The organism is Kitasatospora sp. NPDC043950, assembly GCF_056435345.1.
Map to the genome: position 1 here is coordinate 20,847 of NZ_JBWKER010000030.1, position 18,724 is coordinate 39,570.

Consider the following 18,724-nt stretch of genomic DNA (forward strand, 5'->3'; position numbering starts at 1 on the left):
ACGGGCGACGGGCTGGCAGCGTCCGCTCCGGCGCGAGGGGGTGGCGACGGCCGGTCCGCGATGAGGACGGGGCGGCGGAGAGCGCCCGCCCCGGAGGCACGGATGGAGCGACGTCCGGCCGGCTCTCTCACACGTATGACAGTCACGTGACCGCATCGGCGAGACACATGACTGTCATACGCGAGGCCGTTGGACACACGTACGCGTCCCTGGGCGCCGAGCGAGGAGAAGCCCGGGATCGGGGGCCTCCCGTACTCAACGGCAGTTGAGGTCAAGGCCGTTGAGCGTCCTCCTGCGCCGCGAGCGCGTGCCGGCCGGACTCGGCGAGGGTGTACAGCACGGACCGCTGCTGCTTGTGGCGCTGGATGTTCCCCTTGGCCACGAGCGACTCCAGGGTGTTGCGCACGACCTGCGGGGTGGGGGCGCGGTCCGGGTGCTTCGCCAGCAGTTCCTCCCGCAGCTCCTTCGCCAGGCGCGGTTCGTCGTGACCGCTGAGCAGGGACAACAAGAGCTCTCCGAGCAGGGGTTGCCGCGACGTCCCGGCCGCGGCGGCCTGTGCCGGCTTCCCCGTCCGCACCGTCCGCGCCGTCCGCGCCGTGGCCCCGCTCTTCCCCGTCTTCCCGGTCTTCGCGGTCTTTCCCGTCCGTGCCGAGCGCGGCGAGCGCGGCGCGGGTGTGCGGGCGGGGGTCGAAGCGGACGCCCGGCGTCGCTTCGCCCCGGTGAGCACGGGCTCGTCCTGTGCCTGCTCGGGCAGGGGCGCGGGCTCCGACAGGCCCTCGTACCGTTCGGCGAGGCGGAGGATGTCGACCAGGAGGGCTTCCTCCTGCTTCAGCATCCTGGCCTCCTCGGCCAGTTCCTGCTGACGCCGACGGTTCTCTTCCAGATCCGATGCGGCCTGATCGACGAGCCGCGTACGGAGCGTGCTGGCTGGTTGGCTGGTCACAACCGTTCACTCCCTAGTAATGGATGACGTTGCGCATGGTACCCACGCCGGAGCTTCCGTGGAGGAGGGTGCCGGCAGTGTGCGGCATTCCCCCGGGGCCGTGCAGTACCATTCCCGACCATCCCCGACGGGCGGGCAGGGAGCGCCGACACGGCGGGGCGGCGCCGACAGGGCATCGCACGGTCGGCGACATGGTCGGGGACATTGTTCGGTGACGTTACGTCATTCGACTGTTTCCGCCGTGGGCACCGATGGACGACCCTGGTCCCTTCCGCTCCCGCACACACCTGTGCCGGGTACCCACCGACGCCCCGCGGAGGGACTGTTCCGTGACCCGAACCCCCGTCGTCCTCATCCACGGTGCCTGACTGCACGCGTTGTGCGGACGGCGCGGCACACCCGCGCCGGAGGGTGGACACCGGGAACGCACGGCGGGCGCCCTGCTGCTCATCTCCGGCCAGGAGGACCGCATGGTGCCCGACAGTGTCACCCGCTCGGTGTACAAGCTGTACGACGACTCGACGGCGACGAGCGACCTCAACACTTCCCCGACCGTGCGCACTCGCTGACCGTCGACAGCGGCTGGCGCTCCGTCGCCGACCACGTGCTGCTGCGGCTCGCGCTCCAGGACATCCACGGGCCCGACGCGTAGGCGCGGACGGCCGCCGGCCGGTACGCCGGTCGACCGTCACGGCACCGGCCCGCGCCCCTGCCGCCGTTCGGGCGGCGGGGGCACGGGCCGGTCGCGTGACCGTCCGGGGTGGGGGTCAGCTCGGGAAGGGCCAGGTCGGGCACCACGGCCAGGTGACCTGGCCCGGGTAGGGCGGGCCCCACGGCGGGCACTTGGGCAGGGTCGGCGTCGACGGGGCGCTGGTCCACAGGATCTTGCCGTTCAGCTGGACGGCGATCGCGCCCTCGTTGTAGACGGCCAGTTCGGCGCCGGGGTTGCCGCCGGTGTTGCTGGCCCACAGCGGGGCGTTGGCGGCGGAGTACACGACGAGGTTGCCGTCGCCCTGCATGACCAGGACGTTGCCGTTGGGGACGGCGCCCTTGGCGACCCAGATCGGGGTGGTGTCGCGGTACAGGACGACGTTGCCGTCGCCCTGCATGGCCAGCATGATGTGGCCGTTCGGCGAGTACCAGGCCTGGTCGCGGTTCAGCAGGCTGTTCATCGGGATGTGGGTGGGCTCGGACGGCGCGGCGGTCACGGCGGCCTGGGCCGGGGCGGGGGCGGCGGCCTGGGCGGCGTCGGCGGTACCCGTGGTGAGGGCGCCGAACCCGATCGTGGCGAGGGCGGCCAGGGCGGCGACCCGGGAGCGGAGTCTGGACATGGGTGGGCTTGAAGTCCTTCCGGGGACAGCGGAGTTGACGAGCCAGCGGGGGATTCCTGCGGCGCCCGCCCCGCTGCGTCCGGCGCCGCACCGAACGTTAGGTCCGCGCCGCGCCGCCGATCGGCAGATCCACCGGCAGCTTCCCGCCTGCCACCCCCCGCCGGCCCGCCCGCGTCACCGGCCCGCCCCCGCCGGCTGGCCCCGGTTCCCTGGAGAAGGTCCGCGCGGGGCGCTCAGAACGTCCCGCCGTCCAGTTGGAGGGTGCGGCCGGTCATGTAGGCGGCGTCGTCGGAGGCGAGGAAGGCGTAGCCCGCCGCCACCTCCTCGGGCCGGGCCAGCCGCCGCAGTGCGGTCAGCGTGCCGAGCAGCCGCGCCAGGTCCTGCGTGCCGGCCAGGTCGGGGTGCACGTAGTGCGGCGCGCTCTCGGCGGCCATGTCCGTGTCGGTCCCGCCCGGGGCGATGGCGTTGACGGTGATACCCCTCGTGCCCAGCTCGGCGGAGAGGTTCAGGACCATCGACTCCACGGCGGCCTTGCTGGCCGCGTACAAGGTGTGGTGGAAGACGGCCTTGCCGGCGCTCACCGAGGAGGTCAGCACGATCCGGCCGCCCTCGCGCAGATGCGGCGCGGCGTGCTGCACGGTGAACAGCTGCCCGCGCGTGTTCACCGCGAAGACCCGGTCGAAGTCGGCCGGCGTGATGGTCTCCAGTGCGCCGAAGTACTCGATGCCCGCGCAGGAGGCGACCACGTCCAACTGCCCGAACTCGGCCACCGTCCGCTCGATCAGCGCCGCGATCTGCTCCGGCTCCGCGACGTCGGCCCGGACGGCGATCGCCCGGCCGCCCGCGGCGGCGAGTTCGGCCACCAGTGCGTCCGCGGCCTCCTGGTTGCCCCGGTAGCCGATCGCCACGGCCGCGCCCTCGCCCGCCAACCGCCGGGCGACGGCCGCGCCGATCCCGCGGCTCCCACCGGTCACGACGGCCGCCTTGCCTGCGAAGCGCCCCTGCTGCGTGGTTGACACCATTGCTCTACGCCCTCGTCTCGTGTCGGAATGCGTGTGTCGGAAGCTCCCCGGCCCGGCTCCGGACGCTCAGCAGCAGCCCCACTGCGGGGTGGGCGCGGTGGCCGGGGTCGCGGAGGCCCGGGCGGCGGGTGCCGGCGGGTGGACGGTCGTTCCGGCCTTGATCGTCTCGACGACCTCGATGTCGCGGATCGCCTCCGGGTCGACCGTCAGCGGATTGGCACTGAGGATCACCAGGTCCGCGAGCTTGCCGACCTCGATGCTGCCCTTGCGGTCCTGCTCGCCGTACTGGTGGGCGGCGTCGAGGGTGATCGCGCGGACCGCCTCCAGGGCCGACACCCGCTGCTCCGGTCCGAGGACGACCCCGTCGGTTCGGGTGCGCCGGGTCACCTGGCTGGACAGCACGGCGATCGAGTCGGGCAGCGCCACCGGCGCGTCGTGGTGCGAGGTGTAGCGCAGGCCGCGGTCGAGCGCCCAGCGGGCGGGGGAGATGGCGGCCGCCCGCTCCTCGCCGAGGACGGTCCCGCGGTACCAGTCGCCCCAGTAGTAGGTGTGCATGGAGAAGAAGGACGGCACGATCCCCAGCCGGGCGAACGCCTCGACCTGGTCCTCGCGGGCGGTCTGCGCGTGGATGGCCACGGTCGGGCGCCGGCCCGGCCCGGCCGCCTCGACCGCCCGGAGGAACTGGTCGATCGCCGCGTCGCCGTTGACGTGCGCCAGGACCTGCCAGCCCCGCTCGACCGCCGTGCTGACCTGCTTGGCCACCACCGCGTCGTCCCGCTCCGCCGGGTACCCGCAGTAGTCCTCGGGCTGACCGGCCGGCGGCGTCAGGTACGGCGCGGTGAGCCACGCCGTGCGGCCCTGCGGCGAGCCGTCCAGCACCAGCTTCACCCCGGCCGCGCGGACGCCGTCCACGTACTCGTCGCTCACCCCGATCGGGTCGTCCAGTGCGGAGGAGGTCGCCTCGCCGGCCTTCACGTACGCGACCACGTCGACCGCGAACGGCACGGCGGCGGCCGTGTCCCGCAGCGCCTTGAGGTTGGCGAGGGTGGTGCCGCCCTCCTGGACGGTGGTGAAGCCGAAGCTCGCCGCCGTGGCGGCGCCGGTGATGAACAGCATCAGCTGTGCCCGTTCCGGCAGCCCCGCGAGCGCCAGGTCCGAGGCCGGGGTGAACGCCTTCTCCTCCAGGACCCCGTCGGGCTCGCCGTACGCGGGCGGGACGGCGAGTTCGCGCCGCCGGATCACCCCGCCCTCGGGGTCGGGCGTGGCGGCCGAGTAGCCGAGCCGTTCCAGGCCGAGGCTGTTCACCGCGCCGAGGTGGAAGGACTGGTGGATGGCGAGCACCGGGCGGTCCGTGGACACCTCGTCGAGGTCGTCGCGGGTGGGGTGGCGGCCCTCGGCGAGCATCGCGTCGTCGTACCCGAACCCGACGATCCACTCGGAGTCCGCGCCCACCGTGCTCCCGGCCCAGTCGCGCAGCTTGTCCTTCAGCGAGTCGAGCCCGGTGACGTCGCCGTCCGGCGCGGCCAGCAGGTTGGCGATGGTGGCCTGGAGGCCGATGCCGCCGAGGTGCCCGTGCGCGTCGACGAAGCCGGGCAGCAGGGCGCGGCCCTCGAGGTCCCGTACGACGGTGTGCGGGCCGCGCCACTGGTCCAGCGCCTCCTGCCGGGGGCCGACGAAGACGATCGTGCCGTCCTTGACGGCCACGGCCACGGCCACGGCCTCGGCCTCGGCCTCGGGGCGCCGGGCGTCACTTTCGCTGCTCGCGGTGCTTCCGGTGCTCTCGGCGACGGTGACGATCTCGCCGCCGTGGAGGATGAGGTCGGCCTGCTGGGCCATGCGGGTCTCCTGGAGGTAGGGGTTTGCGCCACGCTCCTACCCATGGTGACCGCGGAATCACCTTCTGTGGCGCCGGTCTGTCCGTATGTCGCTCCCGCACGGTGGTTGCGGGTGTCTCAGGTGTCTCAGCGCTGTTCCTCCGGGCGCCTCTCCAGCTCCCAACGGGTGTGGAAGGTCCCCTCCCGGTCGACACGGTGGTAGGTGTGCGCGCCGAAGAAGTCCCGCTGTCCCTGCACGAGTGCGGCCGGGAGGCGCTCCGCCCGCAGGCCGTCGTAGTAGGCGAGCGCGGTCGCGAAGCCGGGGGCGGGCACCCCCAGTTGGGCCGCCGTCGAGACGACCCGCCGCCAGGCCGACTGCGCGGAGCCGAGCGCCTCCCGGAAGTGCGCGTCGGTCAGCAGCGTGGGACGCTCCCGGTCGGCCTCGTACGCGGCCCTGATCCGGTCCAGGAACCGGGCCCTGATGATGCAGCCGCCGCGCCAGATCGCGGCCATCTCACCGGGGTCGATCTGCCAGGAGTACTCCGCGCTGCCGGCCTGGATCTGGTTGAAGCCCTGGGCGTAGGCCACCATCTTGGAGGCGTACAGCGCCTGCTCGACGTCCTCCGCGAACCGGTCCGCCGCCGCGCTGTCGAGCCAGGTCTCGGTGGGGCCGGGCAGTCCCCGGCCGGCCTGCCGGAGCGGCACGCTGCCGGACAGCGCCCGGGCGAAGACCGCCTCGGCGATCCCGCTGACGGGCACGCCGAGCTCCAGCGCGCTCTGCACCGTCCAGCGGCCGGTGCCCTTCTGCTCGGCCTGGTCCAGCACGATGTCGACGAAGGGCTTCCCGGTCGCCGCATCGGTGTGGGCGAGGATCTCGGCGGTGATCTCGATCAGGTAGGACTCCAGGCGCCCGCCGTTCCAGGTCCGGAAGACCTCGGCGATCGCGTCGGGTTGCAGTCCGGCGCCGTGCCGCAGCAGGTCGTACGCCTCGGCGATGAGCTGCATGTCGGCGTACTCGATGCCGTTGTGGACCATCTTGACGAAGTGGCCGGCGCCGTCCGGTCCGACGTGGGTGCAGCAGGGCTTGCCGTCGACCTTGGCCGCGATGTCCTCCAGCAGCGGTCCCAGGACCCGGTAGGCCTCCGGGGTGCCGCCGGGCATGATGCTCGGCCCCTCCAGGGCGCCCTGCTCGCCGCCGGAGATGCCGCTGCCCACGAAGTGCAGGCCGCGTTGGCGCAGGGCCGCCTCCCGCCTCCTGGTGTCGAGGAAGTGCGCGTTCCCGCCGTCCACCACCACGTCGCCCTCGTCGAGCAGCGGCACCAGCTCGTCGATGACCGCGTCGGTCGGCGCCCCGGCCTTGACCATGATCACGATCAGGCGGGGGCGTTCCAGGGCCGCGACGAACTTCTCCGTGGTCTCGGCGGCCACGAACTCGCCCTCGTGCCCGAACTCCTCCAGCAGCGCCGTGGTCCGCGCCAGCGTGCGGTTGTGCACGGCCACCCGATAGCCGTGGCGGGCGAAGTTCCTGGCCAGGTTGCGGCCCATCACGGCCAATCCGGTGACGCCGATCCGGGCCGGTGCCTGCTCGGTCATGGCGGGAATCTCCAAGGGGGTCTCGGGGGCACGGTGGTACAGCGACTCGGGGCTGTCGGGGCTGTCGGGACTACTCGGCGGAGAGCGCGAGGATCTCGTCCTCGGGAAGCTCGACGTACTCCTCGCCCTCCACCCGGATCTCCGAACCGGAGAGCCTGTTGAAGAGGATCTTCTCGCCGACCTTGACGTCCACCGGGTGCGGCTTGCCGCTCCCCAGCTGTCGGCCGGGCCCCACCGCCACCACCTCGCCCGTCCACGTCTCCGGGTCCTGCGGGGTCGGAACCCCGATCGGCTTGACGATCAGATGATCGTGCTTCGGGTGGAAGTCGGGCATGGCATGGTCCTCTCACGTAGCCGCCTGCGGCGCAGCCGGGGCCGCCCCCACGCCTCGATTCTGCCGATCCGCGTCCGCGACCGCCCCACCAGCCGCTCGACGTCCACGCACCGGCGCGGCCGTTCCCGCTGCCCGTCGCCTGCGGCGGGCGCTGCCGAGTTTCCGGGCGCGGCATACTCCGTTCGGGTCGCGGGGCGTCGGCCCGGGCGCAGCGCGGCGGCTCCGGCCGGCTACTGCAGCAGTGCGGCGTGCGGGTGGTCCGGGGCCGCCGGGCACGCGTAGATCTGCTGGTTGTACCCGTCGCCGACGGTGATCATGGTCGGTGCCGCCGGGTCGGGGTGGACGGCGTCCCGGTTCGCGGCGGCCCGGTCCTCGTACGGGATCCAGCTGTGGACGTCCGCGCGGTGCTCCTTCGTGGCGATGGTCAGCATCGGGTCCATCCGGCAGCCGCAGGCGCGGCAGTACTGCGGAGCGGGATCGGTGAAGCTCCAGGGAGCCCAGCCGCCGGCCTTCCAACCGGGGGCGACGGACAACTCCCGGTCGTAGTAGCCGTCCTCCGCCCCGTCGTAGGCGCTGCCCGGCTCCGCGCCGGTCTTCCGCCGCGCGCTCCACGCCCGGACCTGCGCGCGCAGGTCCGGGTCGAGCTCCACCGCCAGCGGGTACTCGGTGACCTGCTCGGGGGAGACCAGGCACGGCTGCGGCAGGTAGTCCTCGTACTGGATCGCGGGCGGCTGCGGAGGCGCGGTGAGGACCTCGCCGACCGCGGTGGCGGACCGCCAGAACAGCTCGGTCCTCGGCATGTTCCCCCAGGGACGGTCGAAGGGGCGGTCGAAGGGGTGGTCGAAGGGGCACCACAGCACCTGGAGCAGGTCCGCGCCTTCGGGCGGACGCAGGTCGGGCACCTCGCGGACGTACAGCTGGGCCACGGCCAGCATCGCGACCGGCCCCGGCGGGCACGGGCGGCCGGCGCCGGCCCGAGCCAGCACGGCGCGCTCCTGCGGGGTGTAGGCGCGGGCGCCCGGTGGCCGGGACCGGGCGCCCGCCCGGATCTCGCGCAACAGCCGGACATCCGCCGGGGAGGTCGCCGGCAACACGGCCGGCACCCGGTGCGTGCCCTCGCAGTGCGGCCACGGCTCGGCGGCGGGCCACAGCAGCGGACCTCCGACCGAGCTCTCCCGCGGGGACGGCGATCCGGGCCGCGGGTGCAGCCGGGTCGCCGTCCGGGCCAGCGGGGCCAGCCGTGGGAAGGCCGCCACGATGTCATCCGGCCTCGGCGGGGTGGTGCGGGTCATTCCGGCCTCCCAGCCGTACCGGTCTCGGTTCCCCTGTCCCGGTCTCCCGGTCTCAGTTCCCCAGACTGGGCCCGCCGTCCCCGGGGACGTTCAGGAGGGTCTGCTCGTTGAAGACGGGCCATGACGCGCCGTCGGGCAGCTGAACCGTGGCGCTCATGCTCGCGCCCCACGGGATCGTGCTGCCGTCGTCCCGGTAGAGGGGCGTCACCACGTAGTACACGGCGGCGTCCCCGTCCGCGGACAGCGCGTTCACCTCCTTCTGGACCCTGGCCTCGAACATCCTCATGCTGATCCCCTTGATGTTCATCCCGAGCTGGTAGCACGGGACGAGGTTGATCCAGTCCTCCTTGTGACTGCCCCTTCCCCCGAGGACGTTGGCGATCAGGTGGCAGCGGGCGAGGCCGCCGCCGGGGGACTGCGCGTTCGCGTCCTCCCAGCCCGTGATGTCGCCGCCGGCCTCGTCCCCCTTGACCAGGGGGTTCGTCAGGCAGGCCTCCGCCTTGCCAGCCCTGGTGGCCGGCGCGGGGGCCCGGGAGCCGGAGGGGCTCGGGCCCGCGGTCCGGTTGCGACTGGGCACGGGCTGCTCGGTGTTGAGGATCCATCCGCTGCCGCTCGGCCTGCCCCGGGGTTGCGTCAGGCAGGCGGCCTTGCCGGAAGGAGAGGGCGACGGGCTCCCGGGGCCGGTCTCCGGGGGCTCCGGCGCCGGCTGGACGGTCTTGATCTCGTCGATGACGAGTTTCACGCCGGCCTTGTACGCGACGAGCCGGCCCCGGCGGTCCATGGCGGTTCTGAAGACCTCCAGGGCGGGGGCCGCGGCAGCCCCCGGCATCTGCACCTGGAGGGCCGTGTAGTTCCCGTCGGGCTTGCGGACCAGCCCGTCGTAGGCGATGGACGGGCTGCCGAGCTGCGCCGCCTGGGCGGCGGGAAGCTGCCCGACGGCCTCGGGCAGCAGGTACGCCGTGCCCGGGCGCATGTCGACGGTGGTGCCGGCCTGTTTCGCGTAGGCCTTCAGGGCGGAGGTTCGCGGCTGCTGGTACGGGCTGTCGGCGGTGCCGGCGGCGTCGGCCGTGTCGACGGTGTCGACCCCCCGCCTCCGGCTCTGGGACTGGCTCTGACTCTGACCCTGGTTCTGGCGCTGGTTCTGGCTCTGGGACGGGGCGTGAGCGCGGTGCTGCGGAGGGGCGGCCGCGTCACCGCCCTGGTCCATCGCCGCCGCCGGGTCCGGTGGATTGTCGGCGAGGCTCTGGGTGGCCTGGGCCATCTGCTGGAGCAACTGCTGGGCCCGGGGCTGGAGCTGCTGCTCCTTGGCCTGGAGCTCCTTGGCCTTCGCCTCCTGGGCCTTGGCGGCGGCGCTGAGCTGGGACTGCCTGGAACTGAGCTTGGACTCCTCCTGCCCGAGCTGGGACTGCTCGTTCTCCAGGCTGCCCTTCTCGGCCTGGAGCTGCGCCTGTTCGGTCCTCAGTTCGCTCGCCTCGGCGTCGTACGCGCTGGACGCGGCGGCCTGCGCGGGCAGTTCGAAGGTGTGCGGCTTGTTGTTGTGGGCATCGATCCTGGAGGCCAGGGCCGCCGCGCGCGTCCCGAAGCTGCCGGCCTTCTGCTTCGCGGCGGCGGCCTTGCTCTCGAACGCCGCGGTGTCGTTGCGCAGGGCGGCGGCATCCTTGGTGATCTGTTCCGCCTCGGCGACCACGGCCTTCTCCTGCTGCGCGATCTCCGCCTCCTGCCGGTTGAAGTCCTCGACCTCCCGGATGAGCTGCGCCGAGGCGGCCGCGACGTCCCCGGACGGGACCAGGAGGGCGACGCCGCCCGACTGGGCCAGGACGGCCGCAGCGCCGGTGGCCGCGAACGCGGGCGCTCCCGCGCCGACGACCGGCACCAGCACGGCCGCCAGCGCCAGGAGAACGAATCGCCGTACGGCCGTCCGTACGGTCATCCGCACAGTCGTCCGTACGGTTCGCCGGCGGCGAGCGGCCGGGCCGTACGGGGACGCGGTCATCCGCTCACCTTTCCGGTGAGTTCGTCGGCGAGCTTCGCGGTGGTCGGCTGGCCGTCGCCCGCCTGGCAGACGGCGACCTGGACCAGACTCGTGCCCTTCACCCGCGCCTGGTGGTGGCAGGCCCACTGCGCGCCGCCGTCCTGTGCGCCGTCCTGCGCCGCCGTCCACGCCACGGCGACCTCGGTGGGAGGGTGGGCCGTGTAGGCCCACTTCGCGGTACGACCTGCCTGGTCGGTGACCGTCGAGGACGGGCACTTGGTGAGACCGTCGGTGAGCGCCTGGAAGGCCGCGCCGGTCTTCTCGCTGTCCGGGAACACGCCGATGACCTGGTTCACGGTGTAGGCGCCCGTGGCCCCCGCGTCCTGGTAGGTCGCCGACAGGAACGCGGTCCACGCCTGTCCGTAGACCGACTGGGTCGTCGGTCCCGCCGCGACGGCGCATTCCGACGGCGACACGGCGAGCGGGGCGTGCGGACGGTTCGACTGCGGGCCGGCGACCAGCGTCGTCCCGGCCAGCCGACTGACGCTGTCAGGGCTCACGAGGTCCGCTTGGACCGTACCCGCGGCCACGTGCGGCGGCAGGCTCGTCGGCTGCTGCGGCCAGAGCCACCACCCGACGCCGGCCAGGACGAGGCAGGGCACGACCGCGGCCACGATCAGCTGCCAGTGGCGCGGTACCCGAGCGAGCCGGGGTCTGCCCGGGCCTGCCGTCGGCGCGTGCTGCGGAACCGGCGGCTGCGACTGCGACTGCGGCGACGGCGACGGCGCCGCGCCGGATGCCGAAGGCGGCCCAGCAGGACGGGCCCCAGCGCCTGCCGGGCCACCACCGCCCGGGCCCGTCGGCGGCGAAATGATGTAGTCGGCGTCTTCGGCCACGCTGATCTCCCCCACGACACGCCGCCATCCGGGCGACTCAGGTTGCGCTCTGTAAACGAAGCCGGTACATACCGTCACTCATCCGACGCGGCGGGGCAAGACCTTCCGGTCGGATTTGAGGACCGTCTGAGCATTTCGCCGAAATCGAGAACTGCCAGCCGGGACCCCGAAGTTGGATCAACCCGTGTCGTGCCGCGCAGAGCCGAAGGATCGGGGCTCCCAGGGGCTGCCGGTGGGTGGTGCGCTGTCGGCGACGACCGTGGACATCATTCGTCGGGCAGGGTGAGTGCCAGTCTGCCGAATCCTCGACGGCCTCGGACACGCCGCGCGCTGACGGGCCGCCGGCTCCCCCGCGACGGTCGTCCCCGTTGTCATCGGCTGTCTGTCAAGGTCAGGGCCTCTGTCACGCCTATGCCCCACCGCCCCTGTTTCGTAGGTGAGTTGAAGCAATTTGACGATCAGTCAGACGAAATCTAACGTCGACCCCGTACCGATCGTCGCTCACTCGTTCGATGGCCCGGAGGGGTTTTCGCATGCCTCCTTACGAACAGACTCCTGTCGGCATATCAGGAATTTCCGAGAATCAACCGAAAACCTCCTACAAGGCGAGTGTTGACTCAGTCTCCCCTCCGGCCCGGCGGACCGGACTGGCGGATCAGGGGCAGTGCTTCCTCGGCGTCAGTCTGGAGAACGGCAATTTCGCTCCGGGCAAGATCGCCGCGATGCTCCGCTGGATAGCCAGGCGGTTCCCCCGCTGCACGGTGCTGGTCGGGGACAGCATCCACCGGATCACCCTGGCGTCCACCCGGGGCCTGCCGGAGGACGAGGCGCTCTCCCGGGCGCTGGCCCTGGGCGACCGCTTCATCGCCGACACCCGGGCCCTGTTCGCGGCCGAACGCGAGCAGACCGAATTCACGTTCCTGCGCTGCTCCGAAGTACAGCGGTGGGATTCCTACGCAAAGCACCATCGAAGCCTCACCGACTACCACCGGGCCGACCGGAACTTCCGGGAGTCCGTGGACGCGTTCGGGCGGAGCTTCCACACCAGGAATTCCGGCCAACTTGCCGAGGCCGACCTGGAGAGGCGGGTCGAAATGTCCGCACAGTACTTTCTGGAGGAGTCCGCAATATTCGCGTGTCTTGTCCAGGAAGGCCTTTCTGTCATGGTCTACCCCGGTTCGTTCGGCACCCTTTCGGAGGTCACCGACGGGAGGCACCCGGACGCCCCGGAGGAACTGCGTCGGCTGACCGTCGTCTCGCTCGATCTGCGGAGGCGTTGACGGCCGTCCCTCGCCCCACCGAGCGCTCTGCCGGACCGCCGGACCGCCGGACCAGCAGGTCCAAGCTCGGGTGCCGCGTCAGCATGACCGGTGGTCAATGGTCGTTTCTTAAGGACTTCTTAGGAGTCCTCCGTATCACTGTGTCATGCACACCGGTACTCATACGTCATCCCTTGCGGGCCCCGCCCGCCGGCACGTTCCGCGCGCCGTTCTCGTCCTCGCCATGGCCACCGCGCTGGTGTCCGCAACCGTGGCGAGCGCCACCGGCAGCTCCGCCTCGCCGATGCGGGTGCGGGTCCATGACGGGCGCGTCGACGTGCCGGTACGCGGCGGCACCGCCACCATCGACGCGGCCACGCTGCGGGCCGAGGCCCGGACCGAGGACGGGCGGGTGGTCCTGCTGTCCGCTCCGGCAGCCCAGGGGCTGGGCAGGGCGAGCGCCCCGGTCAGGACGGCGAGCGGCGCCGCCTGGTCGTATCCGGAGAAGGGCCTGCGGGCCGAAGTCCGCGCCGATCACGGCCGGTTGCTGGTCACCCTCACCGGGACCGCCCTCACCGGGAGCGGCGGCGACACCTCGGTGCGGTGGCCGGTGACCGCCACCGATCCGGCCGCCGCCGAGGTCCAGCTCCCGCGCGGCGAGGGGCTGTCCGTTCCCGTCGACGACCCGTTCTGGAACTCCTCCGACGGGGCGCTGGTCGGCGAGGAGCAGGAGCTGAGCTCGCAGCTGTCCATGCCGATGTGGGGCTACACGCTCCGCTCCGGCCGGGCCGGCGTCAGCTACATCGTCCCCACCGACATCGGCACGTCGCTGACGTTCGCCTCCCAGGACGGGCGGCTGCGGGCCACGGCCGAGCACGGATTCTCCGCCGGGAACGGCACCGGCGCGTACACCGTGGCCTTCTCCCTCACCGACGGCTCCCCGGTGGCCCCGGCCGTGGACTACCGCAACTGGCTTTCGGAGCACGGGCAGTTGGGCAGCCTGAGCGAGAAGATCAAGCAGAACCCGCAGACCGCGAAGCTGCTCGGCGCCTTCCACGCCTACGCCTGGGGCGGCGCCCGCCGGCCCGCCTACCTCGACCGGCTCAAGGAACTGGGCGTCTCCCGGCTCTGGCTCGGCTACGACTCCGACGACTCCCCGATGACGGGCGAGGACGTCAAGGCCGCCGAGGCCGCCGGCTACCTGGTCGGGCCGTACGACTCCTTCGCCAACGGCCAGCAGAAGACGGACGACTCGTCCCCCAACTCCGTCTGGCCGGACGACGTCTACCCCCGGTTCTGCGTCCTCAGGGCCGACGGAACACCGCAACCCGGCTTCCACAAGAAGGGCTGCTACCTCAGCTCGCAGGCGTTCGAGCAGGCCGAGCCGCAGCAGCACTACCTCGCGGACCGCACCCGCTCGCTGGTCGCCAACGGGGCCGACAGCTACTTCCTCGACGTGGACGCGGCGGGCGAGCTCTTCCAGGACTTCGACCCCGGCCACGCGATGACCATGGACGAGGACCGCGCCAACCGGCTCGCCCGGATGCGGCGCCTGACGGACGGCTCGTACGACGCGTCCACGGGCCGGCCCGCCCCGCTGGTCCTGGGCTCGGAGTCCGCCGGCTCCTGGGCCAACCAGGTGCTGGCCTTCGACCACGGCTCGGGCACCCCGGTGGACGGGCGGCTGTGGGCGATGGAGTCCGGGCACTTCGACAACGGGCCGCAGGACCCCAAGGACGACGGCGCCTGGGGCGGCTACGCCCCGGAACAGGCCGCCGCCACCTTCTTCAAGCCGGTGCGCACCACGGACTTCAAGCCCGAGCACCAGGCCCGGGTGGCCGCCGCCCTGAAGGCGATGTACGACCCGCGGTACCGGGTGCCGCTGTACGAGACGGCGCTGCACGGTTCGCTGGTCAACGTCGAACGCTGGGAACTGCCCTTCAGCAAGCTGCCGGAGCAGAAGACCACGCGTGCGCTGCTGGCGATGCTCGACAACACCCCGCTCAACTTCGTGCTCAGCGACAAGGACCCGCACGACGGGCAGAACCTTCGGGAACTGGCCGCCCTGCAGCAGTACTTCGCGCCGCTGCACCAGGCGGCCGGCGCCCAGCAGCTGACCTCCTTCCGCTGGCTGACCGGCGACCACCTGGTGCAGCGGACCGTCTTCGGCGACGGCACGCTGACCGTCACCGCCAACTTCGGCACCACCGTCCACGACGGCCTGCCGGGCGGCTGCGTGGACGCCACCGTGCGCGGACGCCCTGGCACCCAGCGGCTCTGCCCGGCTGACGTGGTCTCCTGACGACCGTGGCTGACGAGCTGAGGAGCTGACCAGCTGAGGACCTGACTGCCTGACTGCCTGACTGCCTGACTGCCTGACGAGCCGGCGGGACGGGTACCCCCGCCCGTCCCGCCTGGCCCCGCCGCCCCGCCGCCCCGCCGTCCCGCCGCCGGTGTCGGTGCCGGGCGGACGCGGCGTGGTGGGTTAGCCTGCGCTGTGGGCCGGGTGCGCGGGGGCGACCACGGGGTGCGTACGGACCGGCCGACGAACGACTATGGGGGGTTTCACATGTCCAGGATCATCACTGCCGCCATGCCCGCGCACGGGCACACCGCGCCGATGCTGGCGATCACCGCCGACCTGGTGGCGCGCGGGCACGAGGTGGTCTTCCTCGGCGGGGCGCGGTTCGCCGGGGCCGCCGAGGAGACCGGGGCGCGCTTCGTCGCCCTGCCGCCGGAGGCGGATTTCGACGACCGCCGGATCAACGACTCCTTCCCGGGGCGGGCCGAACTGCCGCCCGGGCCCCAGCGGTTGGCCTTCGACGCCCGGAACATCTTCATCGACCCGGTGCCCGTGCAGTACCGGGCGCTGCGCGCATTGCTGGCGGAGTTCCCGGCCACGGTCGTGCTCGGTGACTGCTTCTTCCACGGCGCGGTGGCTCTGGCGCTGGCCCATCCGCGCGGCGAGCGGCCGGCCGTGGTGGGCATCGGGGTGTCCCCGCCGATGCTGCAGAGTGTCGACACCGCGCCCTTCGGGCTTGCGCTGGCGCCCCAGGCGGGACCGGAGGGGCTGGCCCGCAACCGGGAGTTGAACGCCGAGGCGGCGCTGCGCGGTGAGCCGCTGCGGCAGTACGCGGCCGAGGTCTTCGCCGGGGTCGGGGCCGAACTGCCGCCGGGGCCACGGGTGAACGCCGCCGTCACCGGGCCCGACCACTACCTGCAGCTGACCGTCCCGGGGTTCGAGTACCCGCGCAGCGACGCGCCGGCCTCGCTGCGCTACATCGGCGCGCTGGCGCCGCAGAACCGGAGCGAGGTGGAACTGCCGCAGTGGTGGCCGGAGTTGGCCTCCGACCGCCCGGTCGTGGTGGTCACCCAGGGCACCCTGGCCAATGACGACCTGACCGAGCTGCTGGTCCCCGCGGTGCGGGCGCTGGCCGACCGCCCCGACCTGCTGGTGGTCGCGGCCACGGTCCGCCCGGACGGGCCCGAGCTGCTGGCGCAGGCGCTCGGCGGCCTGCCGGACAACGTGCGGGCCGCCGGCTACCTGCCGTTCGACCGGCTCCTGCCGCACGCCGACGTGTTGATCAGCAACGGCGGCTACGGCGGTGTCCACACCGCGCTGGCCTTCGGGGTGCCGCTGGTGGTCGCGGGCGGCAGCGAGGACAAGCCCGAGGTGGCCGCCCGGGTGGCCTGGCGCGGTGTGGGCATCGACCTGCGCACCGGGCGCCCGGGCGAGCCGGAGCTGCGCGAGGCCGTCGACCTGGTCCTGGCCGACCCGGCCTACCGCGCCAACGCCGCCGACCTGGCCGCCGAACTCGCGGCCCACCAGCCGCTGACGGCGATCGCCGAACTGGTGGACTCGCTCGGCTGACCGCCGCGGGGCGCCGCCGGGTGCTCGGGAGGACCGACCGGCGGGATCTGCCGACACGCCGTCACCTCGCGCGACCGGCCTCCTGCCCCACCCGGCCGCACGGGTTGGACTCGGCTTGTCGTCTTATCGCTCGCTGGGCCGATTCCATCTCCGAAAGGAACGGGATCGTCCGGAAAGAGGCCCGATGGGCGGGGAGCGGTTGAAGTAATTTGATGATGCGTCAATTGACTTCCCCCGCTGGCAATTTGCGCGATGCGGTCCAGGGTATTGCCCTCCCGATATGCGCTAGCCTCGTCCTGGCGTGATCACATGCCGATCTCGAATTGGGGGGAATCACATGGCAATCGGACGACGGCAACTCCTCACCTCCGTCGCGCTCACCGCCCTCGCCGCGCCCGTCCTGGCCAAGGGGACCGCGACCCGCGCGGCCGCGGCCGTGGGGGCGGCCCCGGCCGCCCCCTCCGGGCCGCTGTTCATGCAGGTCGTCGCGCACGAGGACGACGACATCCTGTTCATGAACCCGGACCTGTCCAACGCGCTCGCCATCGGCACCCCGTCCGTCACGGTGTTCGTCACCGCGGGCAACGCGACCGGCGACCCGTGCGCCACGTCCTGCTGGGACACGGCCGGCGAGCCGCTGCGCACCTGGAACCGGCAGATGGGCGCCATCAACGCCTACTCCCGGATGACCGGGGTCGGCGACACCGACCCGGCGACCGACGAGGTCGGGCACTGGACGGCCGAGGCGTGGACGGTCGCGGGCAAGCAGGTCGAACGGTACGTCCTCAAGGGCCGCCCAATGCACCTGATCTTCCTCAACCTGCACGACGCCGGGCTCGGCGCCGTCCTGGCCGGCGGCACCGACACCACGGTCGTCCCGGTGGGCAGCCCGCTGTCCGGGCCGTCGACCTACACGGCGGCGGACGTCGTCGAGGTGCTGCGGCAGCTGATGGTGACGTACCAGCCGACCGTGCTCCGGGCCCAGGACGAACTCCCGGACAGCCGCTACTCGGGCGACCACTCGGACCACGTCTCCGCCGCGAAGTTCGCCGGCCAGGCGGCCCTGCTGTACGGCGGCCCGCTGATCCAGGTGAACTACCGGGACTACAACATCAGCGACTCCCCGGTGAACCTCGACCCGGCGACGACCGGCGCCAAGGGCGTGTTCGTCTCCGAGTACGCCAGCCACGACCACTCGGGGAACTACTCCGACGCCTGGTTCTCCCGGATGTACTACCGCTGGTCGCGGGGCACCTCCTGGGCCGGGCTGAACCAGGACGGCCGGCCTCAGGTCTTCGTCGTCCGGGCCGGCGTCCTCTACACCTACTGGCGCCAGGCGGACGGCAGTTGGGGCGGTCCGGTGCGGATGGCCGACCCGGGCGGGCGACTGGCGCCGGGCATCGCGGTCGGGACCAACGCCGACGGCCGGCTGGAGGTCTTCGCCCGCCGCCTGACCGATCACCACATCATCTCCCTGCCCCAGGGTGCGCCCAACGGCTGGTGGTGGAACAGCTGGGCCGACCACGGCAACCCCAACACCGGACTCGGCAACGAGGACCAGGTCGGCGTGCCCGTGGTGGCCGGTAACCAGGACGGGCGGCTGGAACTGTTCGTCAAGAACGGCGGGGGCGGTCTCAGCAGCATCTGGCAGACCACCTCGGGCGGGGTGTGGACGGGCACGTGGACGGACCTGGGCGGCACCGACCTCCAGGACCCGGTCACCGCGATCCGCAACGGCGTCGGGGCGATCGAGGTGTTCGCCAGCACCCGCACCGGAATCCTCGGCTGGTGGCAGGGCGCCCCGAACGGAGCCTTCGGCGGCCCGGGCCCGATTCCGGGCGCCCGGCCGGCCAGCCCGCCCAAGGCCGCGCTCGACCAGGACGGCCGCATCGAACTCGCCTACCGCGAGGCCGGCACCGGCGCGATGCTGGTCAGCTACCAGACCCGGCCCGGCGGCGAGTGGAGCCAGTCCCCGGCCCCCCTCGGCGGAGACGGGGGAGTGGGCGAGCCGGCGGCGGCCACCGTCGGCGGACGGGTCGTCCTGTTCGAGCGCAACCGCGGCGGCGGCGTGAGCACCACCGCCCAGACCGCCCCGAACTCCGGCTACGGCACCTGGCAGGACCTCGGCGGCACCGTCCTCGACTACCCGGCCGCACTCGTCGACGGCGGCGGCGTCCTCCACGTGTTCGCGATCGGTTCGGACGGCCGCGTCTACTACCGCGCGGGCACGACGCCCACCACCTTCGGCGGCTGGCAGGGCCTGCCGCTCTGACCGTCCCGCCCGGCGGCCGGTCGGGGGCTCTCCCGGCCGGCCGCCGGGCCATGCGCCGCCGGGCCCGGGCCGTCGCCTCTGCCCGTGGCGAATCTGCGGCGGGCAGAGAAAACGCATCCGGAGGT

General features: G+C 72.7%; 13 protein-coding genes. 4 read left to right on the forward strand and 9 right to left on the reverse strand.

Annotated features, from left to right (window positions below):
• Window positions 1-271 precede the first annotated feature (271 nt).
• The 9 genes from AC07BF_RS20920 to AC07BF_RS20960 all read right to left on the reverse strand — a co-directional run bounded on the left by AC07BF_RS20920 (window position 272) and on the right by AC07BF_RS20960 (window position 11,275).
• On the reverse strand, window positions 272-943 hold the full coding sequence (locus AC07BF_RS20920) for a hypothetical protein (RefSeq protein ID WP_363586924.1): 672 nt from the start codon (window positions 941-943) through the stop codon (window positions 272-274).
• 767 nt (window positions 944-1,710) lie between these two features.
• Window positions 1,711-2,274, reverse strand: coding sequence for a hypothetical protein (locus AC07BF_RS20925; protein ID WP_478333730.1), 564 nt, complete (start codon window positions 2,272-2,274; stop codon window positions 1,711-1,713).
• A 233-nt stretch (window positions 2,275-2,507) separates the two neighbouring features.
• Complete coding sequence (locus tag AC07BF_RS20930; protein WP_363586922.1) at window positions 2,508-3,248, reverse strand: SDR family NAD(P)-dependent oxidoreductase; 741 nt, start codon at window positions 3,246-3,248, stop codon at window positions 2,508-2,510.
• A gap of 114 nt (window positions 3,249-3,362) precedes the next feature.
• Window positions 3,363-5,132 (reverse strand): amidohydrolase, encoded by a 1,770-nt coding sequence (locus tag AC07BF_RS20935; RefSeq protein WP_478333731.1) that lies wholly within the window; start codon window positions 5,130-5,132, stop codon window positions 3,363-3,365.
• A gap of 125 nt (window positions 5,133-5,257) precedes the next feature.
• Entirely contained in the window at window positions 5,258-6,703 is a 1,446-nt protein-coding gene (gndA, locus tag AC07BF_RS20940; protein ID WP_400806629.1) for an NADP-dependent phosphogluconate dehydrogenase, read from the reverse strand.
• Between the two features lie 70 nt (window positions 6,704-6,773).
• On the reverse strand, window positions 6,774-7,037 hold the full coding sequence (locus tag AC07BF_RS20945) for a co-chaperone GroES (protein ID WP_363586919.1): 264 nt from the start codon (window positions 7,035-7,037) through the stop codon (window positions 6,774-6,776).
• 230 nt (window positions 7,038-7,267) lie between these two features.
• Window positions 7,268-8,329, reverse strand: a complete 1,062-nt coding sequence (locus AC07BF_RS20950; RefSeq protein WP_478333732.1) for a hypothetical protein — start codon at window positions 8,327-8,329, stop codon at window positions 7,268-7,270.
• 52 nt (window positions 8,330-8,381) lie between these two features.
• Entirely contained in the window at window positions 8,382-10,259 is a 1,878-nt protein-coding gene (locus AC07BF_RS20955) for a DNA/RNA non-specific endonuclease (protein ID WP_478333733.1), read from the reverse strand.
• 59 nt (window positions 10,260-10,318) lie between these two features.
• Window positions 10,319-11,275 (reverse strand): sensor domain-containing protein, encoded by a 957-nt coding sequence (locus AC07BF_RS20960; RefSeq protein ID WP_478333734.1) that lies wholly within the window; start codon window positions 11,273-11,275, stop codon window positions 10,319-10,321.
• A 455-nt stretch (window positions 11,276-11,730) separates the two neighbouring features.
• On the opposite strand from AC07BF_RS20960, the gene AC07BF_RS20965 reads away from it, so the two are divergent.
• From AC07BF_RS20965 to AC07BF_RS20980, 4 genes are all read left to right on the forward strand, one after another.
• Window positions 11,731-12,477: a tRNA-dependent cyclodipeptide synthase gene (locus tag AC07BF_RS20965; RefSeq protein ID WP_478333735.1), complete on the forward strand. Its 747-nt coding sequence runs from the start codon at window positions 11,731-11,733 to the stop codon at window positions 12,475-12,477.
• Between the two features lie 223 nt (window positions 12,478-12,700).
• Complete coding sequence (locus tag AC07BF_RS20970; protein ID WP_363586915.1) at window positions 12,701-14,758, forward strand: glycoside hydrolase; 2,058 nt, start codon at window positions 12,701-12,703, stop codon at window positions 14,756-14,758.
• 267 nt (window positions 14,759-15,025) lie between these two features.
• Window positions 15,026-16,327 (forward strand): glycosyltransferase, encoded by a 1,302-nt coding sequence (locus AC07BF_RS20975; RefSeq protein ID WP_363627657.1) that lies wholly within the window; start codon window positions 15,026-15,028, stop codon window positions 16,325-16,327.
• Window positions 16,328-16,664: 337 nt separating this feature from the next.
• Window positions 16,665-18,599, forward strand: coding sequence for a DUF8189 domain-containing protein (locus AC07BF_RS20980; RefSeq protein WP_363586913.1), 1,935 nt, complete (start codon window positions 16,665-16,667; stop codon window positions 18,597-18,599).
• Window positions 18,600-18,724: the final 125 nt, after the last annotated feature.

Excerpts from the sequence above, each read along its gene's own strand:
- AC07BF_RS20925 (WP_478333730.1), bottom strand. The coding sequence starts at position 2,274 with ATGTCCAGACTCCGCTCCCGGGTCGCCGCCCTGGCCGCCCTCGCCACG.
- AC07BF_RS20935 (WP_478333731.1), bottom strand. The coding sequence starts at position 5,132 with ATGGCCCAGCAGGCCGACCTCATCCTCCACGGCGGCGAGATCGTCACC.
- gndA (WP_400806629.1), bottom strand. The coding sequence starts at position 6,703 with ATGACCGAGCAGGCACCGGCCCGGATCGGCGTCACCGGATTGGCCGTG.
- AC07BF_RS20945 (WP_363586919.1), bottom strand. The coding sequence starts at position 7,037 with ATGCCCGACTTCCACCCGAAGCACGATCATCTGATCGTCAAGCCGATC.
- AC07BF_RS20950 (WP_478333732.1), bottom strand. The coding sequence starts at position 8,329 with ATGACCCGCACCACCCCGCCGAGGCCGGATGACATCGTGGCGGCCTTC.
- AC07BF_RS20955 (WP_478333733.1), bottom strand. The coding sequence starts at position 10,259 with ATGACCGTACGGACGGCCGTACGGCGATTCGTTCTCCTGGCGCTGGCG.
- AC07BF_RS20965 (WP_478333735.1), top strand. The coding sequence starts at position 11,731 with ATGCCTCCTTACGAACAGACTCCTGTCGGCATATCAGGAATTTCCGAG.
- AC07BF_RS20970 (WP_363586915.1), top strand. The coding sequence starts at position 12,701 with ATGGCCACCGCGCTGGTGTCCGCAACCGTGGCGAGCGCCACCGGCAGC.
- AC07BF_RS20975 (WP_363627657.1), top strand. The coding sequence starts at position 15,026 with ATGTCCAGGATCATCACTGCCGCCATGCCCGCGCACGGGCACACCGCG.
- AC07BF_RS20980 (WP_363586913.1), top strand. The coding sequence starts at position 16,665 with ATGGCAATCGGACGACGGCAACTCCTCACCTCCGTCGCGCTCACCGCC.